Below are 21,975 nucleotides of genomic sequence, written 5' to 3' on the forward strand. Positions count from 1 at the left end.
TTCTCCATCAATAGACTATTCGTCCCTTCCATTCATATCCCTGTTTCCGTACGGAATGAATCCATGAAACAAGCGCAATGTACAGCAGATTGATGAATAGTAACGGATATAGAAATATAAGCTTTCTGTCGATACACTGTGTCCTAAATACAACTGCCCATGTCCCGCCTACTAAAATCAAATTAATCCATAATGCGGCAAGCGTAAATGATACGGTCTTTGCAGCGATGATAGTATATACCGTTAATCCGATTGTTAAAACCGGCGGTAAAGTTAAAAAAAGAAAAATACCAAGCATTGCAAGCAAGAGGATGGTATCGTTTTTATCTATAAAGTCAAAAATATTCTTGCTGATTCCATCCACAGCGCTTTGCCACGATGTATACATACGGCACGAAGCGGCATCGTGCAGATTTAAAAAAATGGTTTTATATCCATGCCGCTTCATTGTCCGAGCCATAAAGACATCTTCCGTCGTCTTGTCTTTAACCAAATCAAATCCGCCGCACTCCATAAACGCACTGCTTTTAACACAAATATACTGCCCGATAGCTATTGCAAAAACCGGTAATCTGCTCCGCTTGCACATCCACAACGGTAAAATAAAACCGCTTAGTAAATACATCAACGGTATTGTTAACTTTTCACCGAATGTCTCCATTTTCTGCGTAATATACCCTGATAAAAAATCAACTTTATGATAAACAAGGTTGGTAACGGCAAACGATATGGAACGGGGTGAATGGACGGTATCGGCATCGGTAAACAGCCAGTATTTTCCCTTTGCCTGTTTGCAAAGCTGCTTCATTGCGAACGGTTTACCCCGCCAATCACGCGGCAACGGTTCACCTTGAAAAATCCGCAATTTATCGGGGTATAATGCTTGAAGTTTCGTAAGTATATCGCCGGTTTTATCGGTAGAGTTATCATCTAAAACCAGCACTTCATAATTCATATAGGTTTGGTTCATGAGCGACTGAACGCAGCGCTCGATGCACCCCTCTTCATCACGGGCGGGAATCAGCACCGAAGCGAGCGGCCCATCGGTTAAATCGGCAGGGAGAGAAGCCTTAGTCAACCATAAAGCATTACTGACAGAAAGACAAAAAAAATACACGCCAAGTCCGATGATAATCCAATCGAACAAGGCGATTATAAGCGTTATCATGTTGATATCCTTTACAACAGATGACGAACCGGTTTTTGGCCGCCCCTATTCCTTTGTTCTATTCCGTTTCCCATCTACGTCCGAATAATTTTTTTACAAAGCGGGAAAAACCGCCGGTTTCGGGAATTTCGGTTTTTTCCATGCGGGAAACGATATGCTTTAGACAGCTTGAGGCCTTACCGTTGGGTTCGGCAATAATAAAAGGCTTTTGTTTTAAAACGGCTTTTGTTACCGAAGGATCATTATAGATAAATCCGAGATATTCGATTTTAAGATTTAAAAATTGCGCAGCTATTTTTATCATGTGATCTGCAATCCGTTTTCCTTCTGCAGCGGAATCTACCCTATTGATAATCATTTTAAGGTTGAGATTCATGTTATCAACCTCTGTGGCAATGACCTTAATAATACCGTACGCATCGGTAATTGCAGTCGGCTCGGAAGTTGTGATAATAACCACCTCATCGGCAGCCGCAACGAAACTCAGTACATTCTTAGAAACGCCCGCACTCGTATCGATAATAATAATATCGACATCGGAAAGCGTATACATCTCTTTAATAAATTCATCACGCTCCGCTTCTGCCATATTTGCAATTTTTGCAAAGCCGGAAGCGCCGACAATTAATTTAATACCGTATTCGGTGTCGATAATAATTTCCGATAATTTCTTTTGCTTTTTAATGACATGGTATAAATTATACTGCGGAATGATATTCATAATAACATTGACATTGGCAAGCCCAAGGTCGGCATCGAGAACGATAACTTTTTTCCCCATCTGCGCATACGCAATACCCATATTGGTTGCGACATTGGTTTTTCCTACCCCGCCCTTTCCGCTGGTAACGGCAATAATACGGGTCTTTTGCGCCGTATCGTGACTTGCACCGGCATTGTCGGCCGCGTTATGTATTTCTTTCATTAAGAGACGTAATCCATCAGCTTGATCACCCATTTTTTTCTCCACATTTTGAGTTTGTATCGGATTGATTGTGTTCCGAGCTTCTACACGGCAGAAACCTTGAGAAGCCGGTCTCTATCTTTATTACAGAGTTGACTGATATATTCCTCGTCTACCGAAAAACCTTTCAATTTTTTTAAGAAGGTTTCGATATCGGCAAGCATAAAATCCTGCGGGACTTCCTGTCCTGCGGTTATATACGTTATCGGTATATTAGTTTCGGAAATAATACTGAATAAATTACCGATATATGAGGTTTCATCAAACTTTGTAATAATCAGCGACTTATATTTAAAGACCGCATATTCTTTCATAATTTCCCGAATGTCGTTTATCCGCGTTCCGGCACATACCGTCAGATAAACTTCCGCATCATCGCCTAATTCGGCAAAATAATTCTGCATCGTGGAAATTTTCTCGCGGTCTTTCGGACTTCTGCCGATTGTATCGATGCAAATAACATCCGCCTCTTCGCGGTACAATGCCATATATTTACGTACCTCTGCAGGATTCGAGGCAACCATCAGCGGAATCCCCATCAATTCACAATAACGCTTCATCTGGTATGCAGCTCCGATACGCCAGTTATCAATCGTAATAACTTTAACACGCAGCGGATGTTCGGAATTTTTGCGGATATACTGTACGGCGATTTTTGCAAGCGTTGTCGTTTTTCCTACCCCCGTAGGCCCGACCAATAAAACCACCCGTGTTTTAGGTTGATCATCAGCAGGTTTAATGCTGATCGATTCGGCAAGCAGTTCAAAAAGCTTTTTTTGCACCGTCAAAAAATTCTCAATTTCGGTATAGCTGAGCTCGTCTTTAAGGCGGGCGGAAAGCTCTTTGATGTAGGAAGGAGAAAAGTCGTTTTCTTCGAGTAGTTTTTGTACTTTAACAATATGCGTGTGCTCAACGTCAGTTTGCGCGGCATTCTTTTTTTCCATTTCCGCCACAAGCCGTTCAACCGTCTCCGCCAGCTTGTCCAAAGACTTTTCTTGTTCCGGCGTAGGCGCGGAGACAGCTTTTTTTTCCGGATTTTTTTTCGGTGTAAGGTTGACATATTGACGCAGCTCATCCGCAGCAGCAGGATTTTTGCTTGCATACCGTGTTACGATTTTAAGCCGTTCTTCTTCGTCGTTCAAATTACTCGCACCGGTTAGTCTGGGCGCCGGTCTAGCAGGGGGCTGCTGTTCCGTAAGCAAAGACGGACGCTGCGACATTTTATCGTTTACCGTAAACGTTACTTCTACCACATCTTTTTCTAAAAGCCCGAAAAGCCGGCTGATTTTAGCATCCTTCCTTCTCCAGATGGTAAAGTCGTCGCCGTGTTTTTTCGTAATCTTTTTTACACATTTGTCATACGTCGAATCTTGCTCAACAAAAAGTTCCATTAGTTTTTGTCCTGTTCCAATTTAATCTCACCGATAACTTCAACCTGTATATCCTTCGCAATTTCAGGGATGGACAGCACAACAAGATCGGGAATTTCCCTATCGGTTGAATTTTTAATCAAAATACGGGCGGATGCTTCGGGCGCAAGTACAATAGGAAGGAAACCGTTTTTCTGCACGGTCGTAACCGCTTGGATAAGCGAGCGTATCCACATCCGCTGCTCGGAAGGTTCAAGAGCCGCCATCGGCCCATTCACCGTATCTATTCTACTGTCGATAATTTTTTGAGCAAGTGCAGGTTCAACAGTCAGCACATGGAGTGTTTTATTTTCATCGGCATACTGCAAGCATATCTGCCTGCCGAGCGCCTGCCGTACCTTTTCAACAAGAAGAGAAACATCGGATGTAATGGGGCGGAAATCTGCAAGCGTTTCCAAAATAACGATCGTATTGCGAATAGACACCTGTTCACGCAAAAGCCCCTGCAGAACTTTCTGCACCTCGCCGAGGCTGCACACCTTTGCCGCTTCATCGATAACCGCCGGATAGTCTTTGCGCAGCGCATCCATAATACCCTGCACTTCCTGCCGTCCGAGGATTTCGGCAGCATGTTTTTTAATCACTTCGGTAAGATGTGTTGCGATAATTGCCGGCGGGTCTACCACCGTGTAACCGGCGCGTTCGGCGCGGTCGCGGTTTTCTTCGGATATCCACACGGCAGGCAAGCCGAAGGTAGGATCGACGGTTCGCTCTCCGGGTATTTCTTCCGAAACTCCGCCGGGATTTATTCCGAGGTACCAGCCCATGCGGATCTTGCCCCGCGCCACTTCGACACCCTTAATCTTAAAACAGTATTCGCTCGGTTCAAGCCGCATATTATCGATAATACGGATACGCGGGGCAACCAAACCGAGGTCAAGCGCCGCTTCCCGCCGGATTCTTGTAATACGTTCAAGCAGTTCGGCACCTTTGTCCTTATCGACAAGCGGAATTAACGCATAACCCAATTCCAAGGACAGCGGATCGAGCGGCACAATCGGAGCAATTTCTCCCGGCGCAGGTTCTCCCCCGCCGCCCCCAGCCCGCTGCTGTTGTCCGCCCTGCTTTTGAACCGCCTGCTTTTCTTTTGCAGCCTTAAACGTCCGTTCTTCTTTAACGATTTTCCAGCCGACAACAGCCAAAACAGCCGCGATAATAAACAGAACAACATGCGGGAATCCGGGGAGCACACCCATAATCGCGAGCGTACCGGCGGCAACAAAGTAAATCCATCCGATTTGAGAAAACTGCTTTTTAATATCCTGACCGAACGAACCTTCGTCGATCATGCGGGTAACCAGCAAGCCGGTCGCTACCGACAAAAAGAGCGAAGGCAGCTGAGCGAGCAGTCCGTCTCCGATGGTTAGCGTCGTGTAGGTACGCAGCGCATTGGAAAAAGGTTCCCTGCGGAAAATCATCCCGATAATTAACCCGGCGACAACGTTGATAACCGTAATAAAAATACCGACTTTTACGTTTCCGGACACAAATTGGTTTGCTCCGTCCATCGCCCCGTAAAAGTCGTCCTCACGCTGCAGCTGCTCTTTTTTCTGCCGGGCTTCCTCGTCGGTGATGATGCCGGCGTTGTATTCGGCATCGATCGACATACTCTTGGTCGGATGAGAGTCCAGTTTAAAACGGGCGGAAACTTCGGCGACACGCTTGGCGCCTTTTGTAATAACAAAGGCCTGCACCGCAATAAGGATGATAAAGATAACAAAGCCGATAACGAGACCTTGACTGCCCGAAGCGCCGATAACGAACGAACTGAACGCCCGTATCATTGCTCCGTCAAACGCTTCTCCTTTGGAAAGAATAAGGCGGGTTGAAGACACATTCAGCACCAGTCCGAAAATAGTGCTAAGCAGCAGCAATGAAGGGAAAACTGAAAAATCGGTAGCGCGCGCAGTAAACAGGACAATCAGCAATACGATAAGACTAAACGTCAGATTCAGCGCCATAAAAAAATCAAGCAGCACGGTGGGAAGTGGAATAATAAACATCAGCACCATGAGGATGACGGTAAATGCAACTGCTATATCGATATTGTACTTTTTTGCTGCCATGACTATCTTCTATAAAATTCCTGTTTTTTGTTGTTGAGGGTATATACTTCTGCAAACACTAACGAAAGCGCCCGATAGTACTGTTCCGGAATTATATCACCGATTTGAACTTTAGCATAGAGCGCGCGGGCAAGCGGTTTGTTTTCTATTAATGGAATATTATGTTCACGGGCAATCGCCTTTATCCGCTGCGCCATCGCATCGGCGCCCTTAGCCAGCACCATCGGAGCCGCCATTGTTTTTGAATCCCACTGCATTGCGATTGCAAAGTGAGTCGGGTTCGTAATAACAACGTCGGCCTTAGGCACATTGCGGATTGCATTTTGCGAAAGGATTGCCTGCATTTGCTGCCGGATTCTTCCCTTAACTTGGGGATCTCCCTCCAACTCCTTGTATTCTTCTTTTATTTCCTGCTTCGTCATCTTGAGCGAATCGATAAATTGCTTGCGCTGAAAAAAATAATCGGGAATTGCAAGGATTAACAGCAGCAAGGCTGCCGTTGCAAGCAGTTTTGCTCCAAGCCCCGCAATAAAAAAAACCGCCTGCGGAAAACTCACCGACAGTAATTCGATAAAATGAGGAAGGTTTGCCCGTATCATCAAAAAGGAGACAAACACCAGCACAACAACCTTCGTCAGCGACTTTGCAAAATTAAACAAACCCTCGGCGGAAAAGAGCGCACGTTTAAAAAAGCGCATAAAATTTGGGACAATCTTATTGAATTGAGGCTGAATAGGTTTGGTAGAAAATAAGAACCCGTTATTTTGCAGGATATTGGCAATCACACCTGCAAGCATTGCGATAAGGGCAAGCGGGAGCGCAAGTTTTAGAAAGTACTGCACAAAGATACCGAACCAAATGCCGCTGTTGATATCCGACTGCGTACTCCGCAAAAAAAAGAACCGCAAGATTTCCATACATTCTTCCAAGAAAAAAGAAGAAAGAAAGATCAATGCACCGGCGGGAAATAACAGCACCAGCGCCGCGTTAATATCCTGACTTTTTGCGACACGCCCTTCTTCACGCGCTTTGCGTATTTTATAGTCGGTTGGGTCTTCGGTACGCCCTTCATCCTCTGCGGCGAACCACTGTAAATCAATGAAAAAGTTCCGCTCATTATATCCGCTTGCAGCTTCTGTCACGAATTTCCGCATCCTAGATACCTCCGCTAGCGCGGATTAAAAGCGACTCAAAGGCCGCAAATCCGTTTTCCATAATCCGAATAAAGAAATTAGCCATAAACGGCAGCGAGACGGTCAAAAGGAAGAAGGTCAACAAAATAGTTATCGGGAATCCTTCCGATAAAAGGTTCATCTGCGGAGCGGCCTTTGACAGCAGCCCCATCGAAACATGTACCAAAAAGAGGGTGCCCATAACCGGCATCGCAATCATCATCGCATTCAAGAAAAGACTGCCGAGGTTCGTTACAAGAAAGGACGCTACCAACTCCCGCTTTTCCAAAAACATAAAGCAATTGATCGACTGAAAACTGCGGAGCACGCCGCCTAAAAACAGGGTTTGGAATCCCTTAATCTGCAAAAAGATCAGCACCGCAATAAAGTTTAAGAATTGTCCCATCAACGGGTTTTCAATTTGAGCAAGCGCATCATACACTTCCGATACGCCGAACCCCATTTGATACGAAAAAAATTGACCGGCCGTACTAAACGAGGCAAAGATAATGCTGATAAAAAAACCGGTCAGTACGCCGAGCAGCGCCTCGCCGACAACCAACAGCGCATAGTCGAGATTAAACCCCTGCACGTCCAGCGGGGAACCGTAGGCAACCGGCATCACTAAAAAACCGATTAAGCCCGCAAGCGAGATTTTTGCAATGCGCGGCACCGCCCTTGTCGAAAGAAGCGGCGTGGTAGAAATCATCGCGAATATCCGCACGCATACCAAAAAAAAGAGAGGAGCTTTAACCAGCAAAAAGGAGAAAGGGTTGGGATCCATTATCCGCGCCGCCTATAGGTTACCTAACCTTGTACCAGCTGAGGAATCATATCGAACAGACGGATGGTATAATCCCGCAATACGCTGAACATCCAGCCGCCCAATAATGCAAGCATCCCCAAAATCGTCAAAATTTTCGGCACAAAGGTGAGTGTCTGTTCCTGAATGGAGGTTGTCGCTTGAAAAATCGCTACGATTAAACCAACAACTAATGCAGCCAGCAGAATGGGGGCGGCTAATATAAATACCTGAAAAATGCCCTCGCGCAAGAGATTGACAATCATCCCGATACTCATCGTTTTCCTCCTTTTAATTGGTTATTTTACGATCTACAAGAACGACTGAAAGAGCTGGCCTACCAGCAAATTCCAACCGTCAACCAGTACAAATAGAATCAACTTAAACGGCATGGAAATTTGTACCGGCGGCAGCATGATCATACCCATCGACATCAGGATACTCGCTACTACCATATCGATAATGATAAACGGCAGATAAAGGAAAATGCCGATCTGAAAGGCAACGGTCAGCTCGTGCAGGATAAATGCGGGAATTAACACATGAGTGGGAACGTCGGCGAGTGTATTGGGCTTATCCATACGGGCAAGCGACATACAGAGCCTGATATGAGAGGGATCATGCGCCATCTGCTTATACATAAAAAGGCGCAGCGGTTTTTCCGCTTCCGTATAGGCGGTTTCGATATTGATTTGTCCGTCTGCCATCGGTTTAAACGATTTATCGTATATTTCCGTAAACGTCGGCCACATGATAAAAATCGTCAAAAAGAGCGCAATCCCGTTCAGTACCTGCGTAGGCGGCACTTGCTGCAGCGACAGGGCACGCTTAATAAAGTCGAGCGCAATACTGAGCCGCAAAAACGAGGTCATCAAAAGGAGAATGCTCGGCGCAAGGGTTATCAGCGTTATTAATAGGAGCAGCTGAATGGAAAACGCTACTTCCCGATTATTTTGAGGTTCGCGGATATTCAGGTTGACAAAGGGAATAGCTCCGGCCTGACGGGTTGCATCTATTTCGGTGCGGCCGGTTTGCGACGTACCGGTATTACTCTGAGCAACCAGCGCTGCAGGGATGCAAAACAGGCAAATGCACGCAATACACAGTGCAAGTTTTTTCATCGGCCTTCCCTCCCCTCGCCGCTATTCGGTGCCGTCCGCATCTGTCCTGCGCCACCGTTTTCCGCATCTTGCGGAGTTCCGTTTTCCTGTGCTGCGCCTGAGGTTTGCAGGCGTCCCCGCTGCTTGGCCAAAAACGAGTCGAAAGGGTTGGCGTCCGCTTCCTTAGGTTTTGCAGCAGGAAAAAACGTATGCAGTAATGAGCTGAAGCTCTGCTTCGGGCCGGGCGTTTGCGCCGCCTGCAGGTTCATTGCATCGATCAGCTCTTTATCGGTTATCTCTGCAACCAACGACAGCGAAGCATCCGAAGTTCCTATCAAGTAGGCTTTATCGATAAGGGTTACAATGTAGAGGGTTTTATTGGGTGCAAGCGGCAAACTTGCGACATTCTTTAAAAAGGGATCATCACCGGCGGTAAATTGTTTTGAACGCCGGATAAAATACAGCACGCCGTAAATGAGTGCACAAACTGCCGCCAGAGAAATAATCAGCTGAAACAGCATTGAAACGGTTGAGCTTCCTGCCGCACGCGGCGCAGGCACATCTTGAACCGGCAAGGCCGCCTCATCCGTCTGTAACACAATGGCCGTTTCTGCAGGCGCGGCAGCTGAAGCATTGCTCCCCGCTGCAGACGTATCATCTGCAAACACGCATACTGCGCTGCACATCAACAGGAAAGAGAAGAGTATTACTTTATACAAATCCTTATGCATGTCCCCACCCAATGCCGCGATCAATCGGCTATGTATCGCTAATGCGTTCCGCCGGTGACAAAATTTCGGTAACACGGACACCGAAATTTTCATCGATAACGACAACTTCTCCTTTTGCAATCGGCTTATGATTAACTAATATATCCACCGGTTCACCGGCAAGCTTATCCAATTCGATAATATGCCCTTCACCCATGCTTAAAATTTCTTTAATCATCTTGCGGGTACGTCCGAGTTCGACGGTCATCTCCATGAACACGTCCATAATCAACCCGATATTCCCCTGCTCCGCTTCGGTTACACCGTTGAGAAGAGGAGAAAATTGCACGGACTGTACATTCGGATTCATACCGGGCATCACCATTCCGCCCTGAGCCTGTACGCCTCCCTGCATTTGCATTCCCATACCCATCGGTTGCTGTCCCATCTGCGGCATTCCATTCATTCCGTTCATCGGCATATTCATTGCTCCCATTCCGCCTCCTTGATCAGGAGCAGACTGTGCCGGAATAGGCTGCACAGGCGCTGCCTGCGGAGCACTCTCCGTTTTACTTAATTTATCGGCAATTTGTTCCGCTGTCTTTTTTGCAATAATTTCCCATAAGTCAAAGACGGCATCATCAATTGTAACCGAATATGTTAAAAGTGCAAAGTCCTGCGAAAGCCGTACCATTGCCTTGGGCACGTGATGAGCTTCGGCCGGCATATTGGTAACGCCTTTAATATTCTGGCCATCGAAAGCACTGATTTCTTTTCCGACATATTGCGCAACCGTCTCACTGATAACGGAAAGCGCCATATCGTCAATCTTAACACTTTCCTCATTATTTACAAGGCTGACCAGCTTTTCCGCAAATTCGGGAGCAAGCACAAACAGATGGTCGCCTGTCAGCGCTCCTTCAAAATCGATCGTAACGGCAACCGCCATATCCGGAACTTTCTGCAAAAGAGCTTCGCGGTTGCTTAACTCGATAACAGGATTGGATACGGAAACGGTTTTACCCGTCATCGAATCCAGATTTGCAGCGAGTGCGGGAACATTCCCGTCAAAAAATTTCTGTAACGCTTCTTGGCGCGCCGGTGTAAACGCTCCGCCTGCCGGAGCGCCGACGGAACCGCCGCTCATACCCGACAACAATGCGTCTATTTCGTTCTGAGAAATGGAACCATCACTCATATAATTCCTCCTGATCAGCACTTAACTCTTCAAATTCATCTTGATTGATATCTTCAATCTTTTCCAATATCTGTACGGCTACCTTATTTCCCACAACGCCGGGCTGACACCAAAACTTCTTTCTACTGCCGACACTCAGCGTAAACGGATGGCCAACTCTTGTATCGGTCAGTCTCACTACATCGCCTGCACGGAGATTTAACACATCCCGCACCGGCAATCTTAATGAACCTACTTCGGCAACAACGTCCATATCTACCGTAGAAAGTTTTTCTTTTAATACGCCCATGTACTGAGTCGTCGAACTTCTGCGTACGGACGAGAACCAGAACTGACTGGACAGCTTGGAAATAATCGGCTCTATCGTGATATAGGGAATACAGAAGTTCATCATCCCTTCTTCTTCGCCGACCTTTGTTTCCAGCGTAACCAAAACGACCATTTCTGAAGGAGGTACAATCTGCGCAAATTGCGGATTCGTTTCGATCTGCCCTAAACGGGGGCGTAAGTCAATAACCTGCGTCCATGCTTCGCGCATATTTGCTAAGATACGCACGATAACCCCTTCCATAACGGAGGCTTCTATATCGGTTAATTCCCGCTGTACCATCGTACCCTGCCCCGTACCGCCGAAAAGACGGTCTATTATAGAGAAGGTAACGGAAGGGTCTATTTCTAAAACGGCATTCCCTTTCAGCGGATCCATGTTAATTACAGCCAGCGTAGTCGGCGTAGGGATTGAACGGATAAACTCTTCATACGTCAGCTGATCGACAGAGGCAACGTGTACGTGCGCCATACTCCGCAGCTGAGCAGAAAGAGCGGTGGTAGTCAAACGCGCAAAGGTTTCGTGCATAATTGAAACGGTACGCATTTGCTCCTTAGAGAATTTATCCGGCCGCTTAAAATCGTAAATTTTGATTTTACGCGTATCATTAACCGGTCTAAATTCTTCCGCTTCGGTATCCCCTGAGCTGATTGCAGTGAGAAGCTGGTCTATTTCGTCCTGCGATAATACTTCAGTCATACAATCCCTATTGTTCTATAATATCATATTGAGTAAAAGCAACCGCTTTTATCTTCGACTTTGATAGTATATTGTCATTGATTTCATTGCGTATTTCAATCTTGATTTTTTCTTCCTGACGAAGTTCCGCAACAGTCTTATTTTGGAAGTATGAACGGAGAAAATCCTTCAATTCAACCAACCGTGCCGTTAATTCCTGCGATGTTGTCTTATCGTTCTGCGGATACCCGAGTTCAACGTTGGCAACAACGGTCGCCGGAACAACATCGGAGGTTAATGCTTTTACTGCCCCGATTGCAGAATAGTATTGCAGCATTTCACGCGAATCGCGGTATTCTTCCGCAATAGGATATTCGGACTGCGACTGCCCTCTTTTTGACATCAGATTAACCGTAATAACGACAACCGTTACAATAAAAATTAAAGCAGCGAGCGCAAGGGCAATGTATTTCAGAAGCGTCGGAATAAGCCCCGCTTTTTTAGCTTTTACCGGATTATCGACACCGATGTTTTCATCCATTCCGTGTTCATCAGTCAAATTTGTATGCTCGTCAGCCATTGTGGTTACTCCTCTCTCTTCAAGTAAATCTTTAGGGAAGCACTAAAAATGTGCATCATCCAAAATAATAATATCAACCCGCCTATTATAGGCACGCCCTTCTGCAGTCTCATTGGAATAGACAGGGCGAGTATCTGCATAACCGGCAATCGAAAACTTATCTTCCTGTGCACCGAAATCCGTTAAATTATGCAGCACATTGATTGCACGGGCAGCCGACAGTTCCCAGTTGCTTGTCCACTTTCCCGAAAGCGCATCGCTTGAATCGGTGTGCCCTTCAATACGGAAACGGCGTGCCGCTAATTCTTTATCGGATAAAAACTGCGCAATCCTCAATAATGTCTCGCGGCTTTCTTCAATATTTAATTCCGCACTGTTGCGCGCAAAAAAGGAATCCGCCGCAAGAGAAATTACAATACCCCGTTCATCGCTGGTAACGGCGATCTTATTTGTTTTGATCTCAGGGGCGAAAACCGATACGGCTTTTTTTAAAGCGGTACCGAGTAACTTTCCCTTTTCCATTGCCGGCATTGAACTGATGGTATTACCGAGATCCGCAAGTTTACCGGCCGATAAAGAAATGGAACCGCCGGTCGGGTCGCCGCTTATAGACGCCGATAGAGCCTGTAGACGGGTAATGTCAACTTCGCTCGGTTCGTACAGCATGACGAAGAAGCAAAGCATCAGCGTAACCATATCGCCGTACGTTGTCAGCCATCCGCTGCCGGGTGCGTTTGCGCCTTTCTTTTTCCGTGCCACGGCTTACTCCTTCATAACCTCAGCTTCCAAAACTTTACGGTCTTTCGGATCAAGATAGGTAAGCAGCCGCTGTGCAAGGATACGCGGGTGGTCGCCCGATTGAATACCGAGTATCCCCTCAATAATCATTTCCTTTGACCGCACTTCCAGATTATTCTGGTACGCAAGTTTGGAAGCGATAGGAATAAGCAGCCAGTTTGCCATCATAGAACCGTAAAATGTCGTAACCAGCGCAACTGCCATATTCGGACCTAACGAACTTTTGTCTTCGATGTTCAGCAACATACCGATAAGACCGATAACCGTTCCCAACATTCCGAAACCGGGAGCAAGGGTTGCCCATGCGTTTATAAGCGAAATCCACTTGTTATGGCGCTCTTCCATCTGCGTCAATTCATTTTCCATCGACACACGGATGGCAGCTCCGTCGATACCGTCGATAACATTGCGCAGTCCGGTGCGAAGAAAATCATCTTCAAAATCCTGAATTTCTTCTTCCAGAGCCAAAAGACCGGTACGGCGGCTTTTTTCGGACAAGGCGACGAGTTTTTGTACCATTTCTTTCTCTTTATAGTCGGCAACTTTGAACACCCTGCCCATAACCTTGAAAATACCGATAACGTAAGAAAGCGGATAGGTTAAGAACAAACACATATACGAACCGCCGATCGTGATGAACATCGAAGGAACGTCGATAAGTCCGCCGAGCGAGCTTCCCATAAAAGCGCCGAACATAACGACAGCGATACCGCCGAATATACCTATAAATGATGCTATATCCATAACTTAAGACAGCTCCCTTACATTTCGTTTTTAAAGATACCGATACATCTACGGTACGCGACAATAGCGTCGATCAGTGCTTCAGGCGTTTCTTTTATCACAAAACTTTTGCCCGACAACATGTGCAACGTTACATCGGGATTACAGTCTATCGTTTCAATCTGATGGGGATTTATCCAATACTGTGTGCCGTTAAGCCGCGTAACCTTTACCATAATGTATCCTTTATATTACCTTATTACCGCTTCAAATTCAATACGGTTTCAAGCATTGTGTCGGACGTCTGGATGGTCTTTGCTCCTGCTTGGAACCCGCGCTGGGTAATAATCATGTCGGTAAACTGATCGGTTAAATCGACATTACTCATTTCGAGAGTGCCGGCAATCAGTTTCCCTTTTCCCATTACACCTGAAGTTGTGATATTTGCAATACCGGAGTTGTTAGACTGCACATAAGTGTTCTCCCCTGCTTTTTCCAAACCGCCCTGATTTGCAAAGCCCGCCATTGCCAGCTGTCCGATTTCGTGGCTGACGCCGTTGGAATACACGCCGGTAATAATACCGCTCTGATCGATCTTGAAATTTTCAAGATACCCCATTGCGTATCCGTCCTGCTCGTAAGCCTTGGTTGTGCTGCGTTCGGCAAACTGGGTAATGGTATTGCGGGATGTTCCAATCTCGCCTAAGTTAATATCAAAGGTGTGGCGGACGGGGGCTCCGTCTTCTCCGGCCGTCGCACCGGGAACATTATAGGAAACTTGTACGAGTACCTGTCCCGCTTCGGCGGAGGCATTGCCTGCCGTATCGGTAACCGATGCAAGGTGTCCGTAGTTATCGAAGGTAACGGTGAACGTGTTACCGGTGCCTTCGGTAGTACCAACACCCGTGCGCGTTGCCGTTGCTTCTGCATTTTCGGGGTCTACATTGACCGTTGCGAGCCACTGGTTTTGAGTGCCCGGGACGCGCGAAAAGCTTAGGTTAAGTTCATGGGTCTCGCCGAAGGTGTCGTACACTTTGAACTCGGTTGTCCATGTCGATTCCAGCACTTGGGCACGGTTTGCGTTTTCGGGAAGTTCCGGCAGCCGCTTGTCGAGGTTACAGGCATAGTTCACCGAGGTAGTCGCACGGGCGTCGATCTTCTGCCCGATCGGGATGATGAGGTCTTCCGTCTGTGCGGAGGTGTTGATAAGCCGGGTACCGTCTACTTCCTGCGCCATCCAGCCCTGAACACGCATACCGTTTGCGGGGTTCACCATTGTGCCGTCTCTATCGACACCGAAGGCTCCGGCGCGGGTGTAAAAGCTTTTTTCGCCCGACTTGAGAACGAAGAAACCGTTTCCCTGCACAGCGATGTCGGTATTGATACCGGTTGACTGCAAAGCGCCCTGCGTATGCACGGTGTCGATGCTTGCAACCATCATACCGAGTCCTACTTCTTTCGGATTAACGCCGCCTACTTCTTCGGTAGGACGGGACGCTCCGCTCAGCTGCTGAGAAATCAAATCCTGAAAATTAACCCGTCCGCGCTTAAAGCCCGTCGTATTCACGTTTGCAATATTGTTACCGATAACATCCATTCTCGTTTGGTGATTCTGCATTCCGGAAACGCCGGAAAATAACGACCGCATCATATCTGTAATCTCCTCTCTAATCAGTGTATAGGAATTAGTTCCTTAATTATTCGCATAGACGGTTTGTACATCCGACCACGCGTACCATTTGCCGTTGACCTGCACTTGCGGATTTTCGCCGCGGGTTGCAGCTGTAATGGTTCCCGAAACGGTACCGCCGCTTTGTTCGATATCGACTTGCTTGCCGACCACATTGACCGCCGAAGAATCCCCGATTAGTCTGTTCAAGGTTCCGAAGCTCTGGTTCATGTTCGTCAGCTGCTCAAGGGAGGTAAACTGCGCCATCTGAGCGACAAACTGAGTGTCTTCCATCGGACTGGTAGGATCCTGATGAGTCAGCTGCGCTACGAGCAACTGTAGAAAATCGTCCTTTCCCAGTTCCTGTTTAGGCTTTCTCCCTTCCGGAAAATTCTGTTTATTGATTGTGTCAACTTCCATGTTGAGCCGGATTTTTTCTTCCGGACTCATTTCAAAAGAAGGCATCGGAACTCCATTTCCCTGCGCTACCGAACCGATATTCATATCTCTTTATCCCCCATTTTATGCAAATACATTCACCGCTTGGTCTTGCCCGAAAGCGTAGACAGTTTGAGTATCGGCATAACGATTATCCTGCATTACCTCAAGGCGGTCATTTTGTGCAAATAATTCGTTAAATTGACCGTTTTCGTCGCCAAATTGTCGACTGCCGCCTTCGCCCGACCAGCTGACATCGAACTGTGCGCTTGCGAAGCCGCCCTGTTCAAAGGCTTTTGCAAGCTGCTCGATGCTTTCCTTAAAGGCCTCGTACGCTTCTTTTGAGCCGGTGATAATCTTGCCGACGATTTTCTTACCGCCTGCCAATTCCAAATTGATTCTGACATTGCCGAGATGTGCGGGCTGCATCTGCAAGCGGATGACGCCTGCGTTGTTATCCTGCAGCACAATCCGCCCTGCCTGCACAAAGTCGGGCGCCATATCCTGCACTTGCTGCGCTACCAACGAGGCAAAACTCGGTGCGCCGCTCTCCTGTGCTGTCTGTGTACCGTTTGCAGCGGTGCCCAAACCTGCCGCCATACTGCGGAAGTCCGCCGCCATATCAACCGACGGCGCATCGGTAACCCGCACGGCGGCACCCGCTTCGTGTACGGAACCGTCTGCAGTAACCGGCGCGGCGTGTACCGTGCGTTCATCTATCACCGTGAATACGGGCTTGTGCTGTTTTACCTGCTGCGGTTTCGCAGTCTTTTCGAGAGCGCCATCAACTGCATTCCCATCGGTATTTTTCTTCTGCTTCCCGGACAGCTCTGCCGTGCCCGAGACTGAAATACCTGCCGCCAAGCCGGGTTCCGCTTTGCCGTTTTTCTGTTTTTTTGCCTGCACCGCTTCTTCTGCAGACAATATTGCAGCTTCCTCCGGCACAGCTTCCGTCTCCGCTTGTGCAAGCATTGAACCCCTCAGCTGCTTATTCGTACCGGATTCGAGCGCATTCTTTACATCGATCCCGTCTTCAAAGGCAAGCAAAACATCCGCATCTGCAAGCGCTTCGGCGGCTTCCCCTTCCCGTGCATCTGCTTCGGCAAGGTGTTGTGCGCGCGTATCGCTTTGCTTTCCCGTTTTGTTCTTTAACCGGGATAATTCGGTTTGCGCCGCAGCATTTTTTTTACGCTCAGTCTGTTCCGACGCTTCTTGAGCCAACGCGGCGCTGCCGGATATTTTTCCTTCTCCCGCAGTGCGGCCATTAGTCTCCTCCGCCATCAGCTTTTTTATTATATCCATAAAGGATGAGCCCTTCACATCAGGTTCTTTTGCATTTTTTTTATCCTGATTACTTGACTGTACTGCATCCGTGTAATTGACCGGCTGCATATCGTTTTGGACATCAAGTGCTTGCATGTATTGAACCTCCAATTTGCTTCTATATAGATAGATAAATTATAGATAAACTTGTTCCTTAAAATGCAACAGCTGAACAAAGTTTTAACTTTGGAGGCTGCTGCATTCATGCGCGACAGCACGCATATAATCTACGACGTTTGCGAAAGCAAACTCGCAGTGTTTTTCAGCCGCGCTATTTCAGCGGCTGAAAATAAACTCTCGTCTTTATGATTTTCGGCTTTTTTTTCAGCCTTATTGAGAAAGAAAAGAGACAAAATAGGAAAGATTTTATAGAATAAGCAAAACCGCTACTGGAATTTTTTGCGCTTTTACGCAAAAATATTCAGTAGATGTGGAAAATATCATTTTTAATGCACTGAAAATCCGCGGGCTCAATGTTGATGTCGGGGTTATTACACAATTGGAGTATTGAAAATAGGAGTAACTATGATTACCGTTTTTGAACAGGAACTTGAGAAGGGTACCGGTGTACCGTATCTTTTGCTGAAAAAAGGCTGTATTCAACCTTCGGAGCAAATTGAAGAAATCTTATATGCTAACATTATAGAAAACAAAGCCTACGATCCGCAATGTGAAGGCAGCCGCACCGAATATCTGTACGATCTCTTGGAATTATATCCGCACAGAGAAAAAATCGACAAGCGCGTTATCGCATATTTTAACACAATGGACGATAGAGATTGGGGCGAATTGCAGGTATTCGGATTTGTACGGAAGCTCGCCGAGTCGAGGCGGTTCGATAAGACCGAGCTGTACAAAAAATTCGAACAGTATGCCGAAGAAGATATGTATAATGGCATGATCGGCTTGAGCGATTTACTACTGCTCGATAAATATGAGGCGGTTGTATACCTCGCCCGTTATTTCGGTACCCATATTACAGAAGATAATAAAAAAGAGTTTATCGACTCTACTTTTTACGATATATATGCGGAAGATATCGGATACACTGAAGCGGAGCTGACAGAAAAGCTCCGCAACGAACATGATGCGGCAATCGACCGCTATCTCGCAATCGCGCACATAAAACGAAAGACACGAAGGAAAAAACAAAAACAGTATACGGCGGATACAGCCATTGCACTGTTGAAAAGAAAACCCTCCCCAACCCGACTGGAACGTATCAGCCTTTGGAGATGGGTACGAAGACGTGCAAGCGAAGCCGATATCCAAAAACTTTCGAATGTATTTCTTGAAGCTGAACTGCCGTTGAAAAAAAGACTTATCCGATTATTCGAAGAACGGCAAATCAAAATTCCTGCACAGGTACTCTTCGATTCTTTTGAAGCAACTGAAAATAAGTCGTTTCGGCAAGATATTATCGAAGCACTTGTTCCCTTCAATGATCCTGCCGTCTATGATTTTTTAAAAGACCGGTATGACGACAATACCAGAAATGCCTTTATAAAAGTCTGCTTGAAATATTACTCTGAAAACAAAAAGACCAAGCTTTTTAACTTGCTTGAGCTGTGCACTATCTTCGATATACATGAGATACAATATACGGCTCTAGAGTCAAAGGCGTTAGCCGAAGATCCCGTGTTTAACGATATTCTCCGGATACTGTATCGTAACATGAAATGCTCCCTCTGCCGCAACAGAATCGTTGAAAAGATGATTGAACGCCATTGCATTGACGATAATCTCTATGAAGAAATACAATGCGATGTAGATCCCGATACACGGGCATTGGCACGGATGGGGCGATAGTAAGCAGCGGTAGAATGCGAGCCGTATATTTCTAAAGTATTGATGCGTTTATCAGAAGGTATAACTTCGGCTGCTAACATTGCGCAGCCTCGTTAACCGTCAAGTTTTCTACCGAAAACTTACTTATTGTATGTACGCTATCGCGTACCAATGCAACAGTTTCCAAAGTTGAAACTTTGTTCAACTGTTGCATTTTATGGAAGGGAAAGATGACACAAAATGACCGGCGTATTTTTTTAATCGAATATCTTTTAAGGGAAAATCCCAACTATCGCGATGTGCAGATGCCGGATGATGAGGATGAACAGAAGAACCTGCTCCGCTCTCTGATGAACATTCGGCTGCCGCAGCATACAAGCGAAGAGTTCCTGCACATACAGGACAGCTATTTACAAGAAGCGATCCGGCAGCGCGGCATTACCGGCCTTGCCGATTTAAAACCGGTTACCGGACGGGGCAACGGGGATTGGTATGTGTGGAGGGGCGACATTACAACGCTTAAGGTCGATGCGATTGTGAACGCGGCGAACAGCGGTATGACCGGATGCTGGCAGCCCTGCCATGCGTGCATCGACAACTGCATCCACACCTTCGCGGGAGTGCAGCTGCGCGCCGTGTGTGCCGGCATCATGCAAAAACAAGGACACGAAGAGCCGACCGGAACCGCAAAGATTACGCCTGCGTTCAATTTACCGTGCAAGTATGTGCTGCATACCGTAGGGCCGATTATCAGCGGTCAACTTACCGACCGCGACTGCATGCTGCTTGCAAACTGCTACACGTCCTGCCTGAACCTCGCAGCCGAAAACGGCGTAAAATCTATTGCCTTTTGCTGTATTTCAACCGGTGTATTCCGATTCCCTGCTCAAAAAGCAGCGGAGATTGCCGTCTCAACGGTTGAAGACTGGAAAGCAAAAAACAACAGCACAATGAAAATCGTGTTTAATGTATTCAGCGAACAGGATGAAGCCATTTATAACAAATTGATGTCTTGAGACATCCCCTGCTACTATAAGTAGCGAAAATGCGTCGAAACAATCTGTGTTACAGTTGCCGCTGTAATTATCGTTTTTACAAACAAAGATATGTTCTTTGAAAAACGCCATATAGGGAGAATATTGGAAAGCTGAGTTCAGAAAAAGGGGGGATCGTTGAATTTCTCAACTAAACTTTCAAGTTAATATGCGGCATCTCTAAAAACCCGGTTGGCTTTCAAAGGTTCCCTATAGAATATTTCCAAAGTTTATCATTATTTCCACGGACGGTTTTTATCCCGCCATCCCTTTTCCTGCCAATAATCCATATCTGCCCGATTCCGAATTTTATTTTGTAAGAGGCGTATGATATTGAACATCAGTTTTGTTTTTATTCCGGGCTTCGCTTTACCATACTTATCGGTAATTTTTTTTGCAAGAGAGCTTAATGCTTTATCTATGGATTTTTTATTTTTTTCACTTACATCTTGCCATTTTACAGCATGAACAGCTTTGCCGTATGTATAAATTTCAGCAACTCCCCAAAAAAACAAACTGTCTGCCATATCTTTATTTGCAGATTTCATACCCCCACCCGCGGCAGTGGAAATACACACACCCTGCTTCGAAAACATTGTTTCCTCCGGCCGGTGTACCATCCAACGATATCCGTAATGATCTAAAAATGCTTTCATAGAACCCGTTGGGTGCATTACATATACGGGACTTGCAAGAATAATCAAATCGGCTTTGTCTATCGTCTCGGTAATAGGGTTAAGTCTGTCGAAATGCGGACATTGTTTTTCCGATTCTAAAAAACACTTTGTACAACCGGTACAAAACTCACCGAAATCTTTCGGCAAAAAAAACTCTTTTATGTTTCCTCCGACTTTCAATGCCAGATTGTTCGCAATATGATATGTTGATCCCTTATGATTTTGTCCGTGTATAATCACTGTTTCCATCGTCTAAAAATCATCTCCTCGGATTTCGATTTTGCCGATTTATACGAATTACAGTTTATATTACTCAAGCCACTGTATGAATGCCGTTTTGTCCTCGTCTTTTCCAATATTATATCACAAGTATTGAGCGCTATCCATATTTCGTTTAGAATGCGGTGGAGTTTTGTATGAAAAATGCGGTTGTATATATACACGGAAAAGGCGGTTCTGCCGACAAAGCGCTTTATTATAAAAAGTTTTTTAATGATGATTATGAGCTTTTAGGTTTTAATTATAAATCGGAATTACCTTGGCAGGCAGGTGAAGAATTTCAAAACTACTTTGATTCCATTATTCCGAATTATAATGAAATCCTATTAATTGCAAACAGTATAGGGGCATATTTTTCTATGCTGTCCTTATCGGAAAAACCAATCAAAAAAGCACTGTTTGTTTCTCCCATTGTCGATATGGAAAATATCATTTTACACATGATGAAACGGGCGAAGGTATCTGAAGAAGAACTTAGAATCAAGAAAGTCATCAACATTCCGTTTGGCGAACCTTTATCGTGGGAATATCTTTCTTTTGTTAGAAAAAATCCTATAGCATGGAACATTCCTACCGGCATTCTTTACGGTAAAAAAGACGATATGACTTCTTTAGAGACAATGACGAATTTTGCGAATAAAATACATGCGGACCTAACGGTTTTTGATAATGGAGAACATTGGTTTCATACTGAAGAACAAATGAATTTTTTGGATACTTGGTTTAGAAGATTTGTTTGATGGATTTTCTTTTGCGGATTTTTGCCGTAAAAAAAGATATTGAAAGGGTTAGCGATGGGAGCTGGGCCCAAGAATGTGCGTCCTTGCACATTCTTGGGCTTCGAGTTTAGGTGTTAGCCTAAACTCGCTTCTGATTCACATCACGGACATCCTTGTCCGTACAGAAATGAAGTGGAGGAATGGAGCGAAAGCGGAACAGCGGACGTAGCGGCCCGAACGAAGTGAGGGAAACCTCCGGAGAAAAAAAAGCCATGAACAATGACTTTCTTTTTATAATGGAGCCCCGCAATATTAATCCAAATGAATTCCC

General features: G+C 46.0%; 22 protein-coding genes. 3 read left to right on the forward strand and 19 right to left on the reverse strand.

Annotated elements, in window-relative coordinates; all coding sequences use genetic code 11:
- Positions 1–7: 7 nt before the first annotated feature.
- The 18 genes from HMPREF1222_RS11470 to HMPREF1222_RS11555 all read right to left on the reverse strand — a co-directional run bounded on the left by HMPREF1222_RS11470 (position 8) and on the right by HMPREF1222_RS11555 (position 17,243).
- The gene (locus HMPREF1222_RS11470) at positions 8–1,168 is read right to left on the reverse strand and encodes a glycosyltransferase family 2 protein (protein ID WP_016519534.1); all 1,161 of its coding nucleotides are present in this window, start codon (positions 1,166–1,168) and stop codon (positions 8–10) included.
- A gap of 58 nt (positions 1,169–1,226) precedes the next feature.
- Entirely contained in the window at positions 1,227–2,126 is a 900-nt protein-coding gene (locus HMPREF1222_RS11475) for a MinD/ParA family protein (RefSeq protein ID WP_016519535.1), read from the reverse strand.
- Positions 2,127–2,176: 50 nt separating this feature from the next.
- Positions 2,177–3,523 carry a flagellar biosynthesis GTPase FlhF gene (gene flhF, locus HMPREF1222_RS11480; protein ID WP_016519536.1) on the reverse strand — a complete coding sequence of 449 codons (1,347 nt, stop codon included), beginning with the start codon at positions 3,521–3,523 and terminating at the stop codon, positions 2,177–2,179.
- Positions 3,523–5,628, reverse strand: coding sequence for a flagellar biosynthesis protein FlhA (flhA, locus tag HMPREF1222_RS11485; RefSeq protein WP_006189099.1), 2,106 nt, complete (start codon positions 5,626–5,628; stop codon positions 3,523–3,525). Before flhA ends, flhF begins: the two co-directional genes overlap by 1 nt.
- 2 nt (positions 5,629–5,630) lie before the next feature.
- Complete coding sequence (gene flhB / locus HMPREF1222_RS11490; protein WP_016519537.1) at positions 5,631–6,782, reverse strand: flagellar biosynthesis protein FlhB; 1,152 nt, start codon at positions 6,780–6,782, stop codon at positions 5,631–5,633.
- 1 nt (position 6,783) lies between these two features.
- Positions 6,784–7,584, reverse strand: coding sequence for a flagellar biosynthetic protein FliR (gene fliR / locus HMPREF1222_RS11495; protein ID WP_016519538.1), 801 nt, complete (start codon positions 7,582–7,584; stop codon positions 6,784–6,786).
- 23 nt (positions 7,585–7,607) lie between these two features.
- On the reverse strand, positions 7,608–7,880 hold the full coding sequence (gene fliQ / locus HMPREF1222_RS11500; RefSeq protein ID WP_016519539.1) for a flagellar biosynthesis protein FliQ: 273 nt from the start codon (positions 7,878–7,880) through the stop codon (positions 7,608–7,610).
- A 33-nt stretch (positions 7,881–7,913) separates the two neighbouring features.
- Complete coding sequence (gene fliP / locus HMPREF1222_RS11505) at positions 7,914–8,723, reverse strand: flagellar type III secretion system pore protein FliP (protein WP_006189103.1); 810 nt, start codon at positions 8,721–8,723, stop codon at positions 7,914–7,916.
- Positions 8,720–9,370 (reverse strand): FliO/MopB family protein, encoded by a 651-nt coding sequence (locus HMPREF1222_RS11510; RefSeq protein WP_244870177.1) that lies wholly within the window; start codon positions 9,368–9,370, stop codon positions 8,720–8,722. Before HMPREF1222_RS11510 ends, fliP begins: the two co-directional genes overlap by 4 nt.
- 91 nt (positions 9,371–9,461) lie before the next feature.
- The gene (fliN, locus tag HMPREF1222_RS11515) at positions 9,462–10,610 is read right to left on the reverse strand and encodes a flagellar motor switch protein FliN (protein WP_016519541.1); all 1,149 of its coding nucleotides are present in this window, start codon (positions 10,608–10,610) and stop codon (positions 9,462–9,464) included.
- The gene (gene fliM / locus HMPREF1222_RS11520) at positions 10,603–11,637 is read right to left on the reverse strand and encodes a flagellar motor switch protein FliM (protein ID WP_016519542.1); all 1,035 of its coding nucleotides are present in this window, start codon (positions 11,635–11,637) and stop codon (positions 10,603–10,605) included. The genes fliN and fliM overlap by 8 nt, the downstream gene beginning before the upstream one ends.
- 7 nt (positions 11,638–11,644) lie before the next feature.
- Positions 11,645–12,196, reverse strand: a complete 552-nt coding sequence (locus HMPREF1222_RS11525) for a flagellar basal body-associated FliL family protein (protein WP_016519543.1) — start codon at positions 12,194–12,196, stop codon at positions 11,645–11,647.
- A gap of 42 nt (positions 12,197–12,238) precedes the next feature.
- Entirely contained in the window at positions 12,239–12,955 is a 717-nt protein-coding gene (gene motB / locus HMPREF1222_RS11530; RefSeq protein WP_016519544.1) for a flagellar motor protein MotB, read from the reverse strand.
- A 3-nt stretch (positions 12,956–12,958) separates the two neighbouring features.
- Positions 12,959–13,738, reverse strand: a complete 780-nt coding sequence (locus tag HMPREF1222_RS11535) for a motility protein A (protein ID WP_006189109.1) — start codon at positions 13,736–13,738, stop codon at positions 12,959–12,961.
- 17 nt (positions 13,739–13,755) lie between these two features.
- Positions 13,756–13,953, reverse strand: a complete 198-nt coding sequence (locus HMPREF1222_RS11540; protein WP_006189110.1) for a flagellar FlbD family protein — start codon at positions 13,951–13,953, stop codon at positions 13,756–13,758.
- Between the two features lie 23 nt (positions 13,954–13,976).
- Entirely contained in the window at positions 13,977–15,368 is a 1,392-nt protein-coding gene (flgE, locus tag HMPREF1222_RS11545) for a flagellar hook protein FlgE (RefSeq protein ID WP_016519545.1), read from the reverse strand.
- 42 nt (positions 15,369–15,410) lie between these two features.
- Positions 15,411–15,890 (reverse strand): flagellar hook assembly protein FlgD, encoded by a 480-nt coding sequence (flgD, locus tag HMPREF1222_RS11550; protein WP_006189112.1) that lies wholly within the window; start codon positions 15,888–15,890, stop codon positions 15,411–15,413.
- A gap of 18 nt (positions 15,891–15,908) precedes the next feature.
- Positions 15,909–17,243 (reverse strand): flagellar hook-length control protein FliK, encoded by a 1,335-nt coding sequence (locus tag HMPREF1222_RS11555; RefSeq protein ID WP_016519546.1) that lies wholly within the window; start codon positions 17,241–17,243, stop codon positions 15,909–15,911.
- 429 nt (positions 17,244–17,672) lie between these two features.
- On the opposite strand from HMPREF1222_RS11555, the gene HMPREF1222_RS11560 reads away from it, so the two are divergent.
- Positions 17,673–18,956, forward strand: a complete 1,284-nt coding sequence (locus HMPREF1222_RS11560; protein WP_016519547.1) for a hypothetical protein — start codon at positions 17,673–17,675, stop codon at positions 18,954–18,956.
- 209 nt (positions 18,957–19,165) lie between these two features.
- Positions 19,166–19,951 (forward strand): protein-ADP-ribose hydrolase, encoded by a 786-nt coding sequence (locus HMPREF1222_RS11565; protein ID WP_016519549.1) that lies wholly within the window; start codon positions 19,166–19,168, stop codon positions 19,949–19,951.
- A gap of 254 nt (positions 19,952–20,205) precedes the next feature.
- On the opposite strand, the gene HMPREF1222_RS11570 is transcribed toward HMPREF1222_RS11565, so the two are convergent.
- Positions 20,206–20,895, reverse strand: a complete 690-nt coding sequence (locus tag HMPREF1222_RS11570; RefSeq protein WP_016519550.1) for a flavodoxin family protein — start codon at positions 20,893–20,895, stop codon at positions 20,206–20,208.
- Between the two features lie 167 nt (positions 20,896–21,062).
- Between HMPREF1222_RS11570 and HMPREF1222_RS11575 the strand changes: the two genes are divergently transcribed.
- On the forward strand, positions 21,063–21,665 hold the full coding sequence (locus HMPREF1222_RS11575) for an alpha/beta hydrolase (protein WP_016519551.1): 603 nt from the start codon (positions 21,063–21,065) through the stop codon (positions 21,663–21,665).
- Positions 21,666–21,975 lie beyond the last annotated feature (310 nt).

Source organism: Treponema vincentii F0403 (assembly GCF_000412995.1).
Lineage (GTDB): Bacteria > Spirochaetota > Spirochaetia > Treponematales > Treponemataceae > Treponema > Treponema vincentii.

Excerpts from the sequence above, each read along its gene's own strand:
- HMPREF1222_RS11470 (WP_016519534.1), bottom strand. The coding sequence starts at position 1,168 with ATGATAACGCTTATAATCGCCTTGTTCGATTGGATTATCATCGGACTT.
- HMPREF1222_RS11575 (WP_016519551.1), top strand. The coding sequence starts at position 21,063 with ATGAAAAATGCGGTTGTATATATACACGGAAAAGGCGGTTCTGCCGAC.
- HMPREF1222_RS11560 (WP_016519547.1), top strand. The coding sequence starts at position 17,673 with ATGATTACCGTTTTTGAACAGGAACTTGAGAAGGGTACCGGTGTACCG.
- fliR (WP_016519538.1), bottom strand. The coding sequence starts at position 7,584 with ATGGATCCCAACCCTTTCTCCTTTTTGCTGGTTAAAGCTCCTCTCTTT.
- flgE (WP_016519545.1), bottom strand. The coding sequence starts at position 15,368 with ATGATGCGGTCGTTATTTTCCGGCGTTTCCGGAATGCAGAATCACCAA.
- fliM (WP_016519542.1), bottom strand. The coding sequence starts at position 11,637 with ATGACTGAAGTATTATCGCAGGACGAAATAGACCAGCTTCTCACTGCA.
- flhA (WP_006189099.1), bottom strand. The coding sequence starts at position 5,628 with ATGGCAGCAAAAAAGTACAATATCGATATAGCAGTTGCATTTACCGTC.
- HMPREF1222_RS11570 (WP_016519550.1), bottom strand. The coding sequence starts at position 20,895 with ATGGAAACAGTGATTATACACGGACAAAATCATAAGGGATCAACATAT.
- HMPREF1222_RS11555 (WP_016519546.1), bottom strand. The coding sequence starts at position 17,243 with ATGCAAGCACTTGATGTCCAAAACGATATGCAGCCGGTCAATTACACG.
- fliP (WP_006189103.1), bottom strand. The coding sequence starts at position 8,723 with ATGAAAAAACTTGCACTGTGTATTGCGTGCATTTGCCTGTTTTGCATC.
- HMPREF1222_RS11540 (WP_006189110.1), bottom strand. The coding sequence starts at position 13,953 with ATGGTAAAGGTTACGCGGCTTAACGGCACACAGTATTGGATAAATCCC.
- HMPREF1222_RS11535 (WP_006189109.1), bottom strand. The coding sequence starts at position 13,738 with ATGGATATAGCATCATTTATAGGTATATTCGGCGGTATCGCTGTCGTT.
- fliQ (WP_016519539.1), bottom strand. The coding sequence starts at position 7,880 with ATGAGTATCGGGATGATTGTCAATCTCTTGCGCGAGGGCATTTTTCAG.
- HMPREF1222_RS11475 (WP_016519535.1), bottom strand. The coding sequence starts at position 2,126 with ATGGGTGATCAAGCTGATGGATTACGTCTCTTAATGAAAGAAATACAT.
- HMPREF1222_RS11525 (WP_016519543.1), bottom strand. The coding sequence starts at position 12,196 with ATGGCTGACGAGCATACAAATTTGACTGATGAACACGGAATGGATGAA.
- flgD (WP_006189112.1), bottom strand. The coding sequence starts at position 15,890 with ATGAATATCGGTTCGGTAGCGCAGGGAAATGGAGTTCCGATGCCTTCT.
- fliN (WP_016519541.1), bottom strand. The coding sequence starts at position 10,610 with ATGAGTGATGGTTCCATTTCTCAGAACGAAATAGACGCATTGTTGTCG.
- flhB (WP_016519537.1), bottom strand. The coding sequence starts at position 6,782 with ATGCGGAAATTCGTGACAGAAGCTGCAAGCGGATATAATGAGCGGAAC.
- HMPREF1222_RS11565 (WP_016519549.1), top strand. The coding sequence starts at position 19,166 with ATGACACAAAATGACCGGCGTATTTTTTTAATCGAATATCTTTTAAGG.
- flhF (WP_016519536.1), bottom strand. The coding sequence starts at position 3,523 with ATGGAACTTTTTGTTGAGCAAGATTCGACGTATGACAAATGTGTAAAA.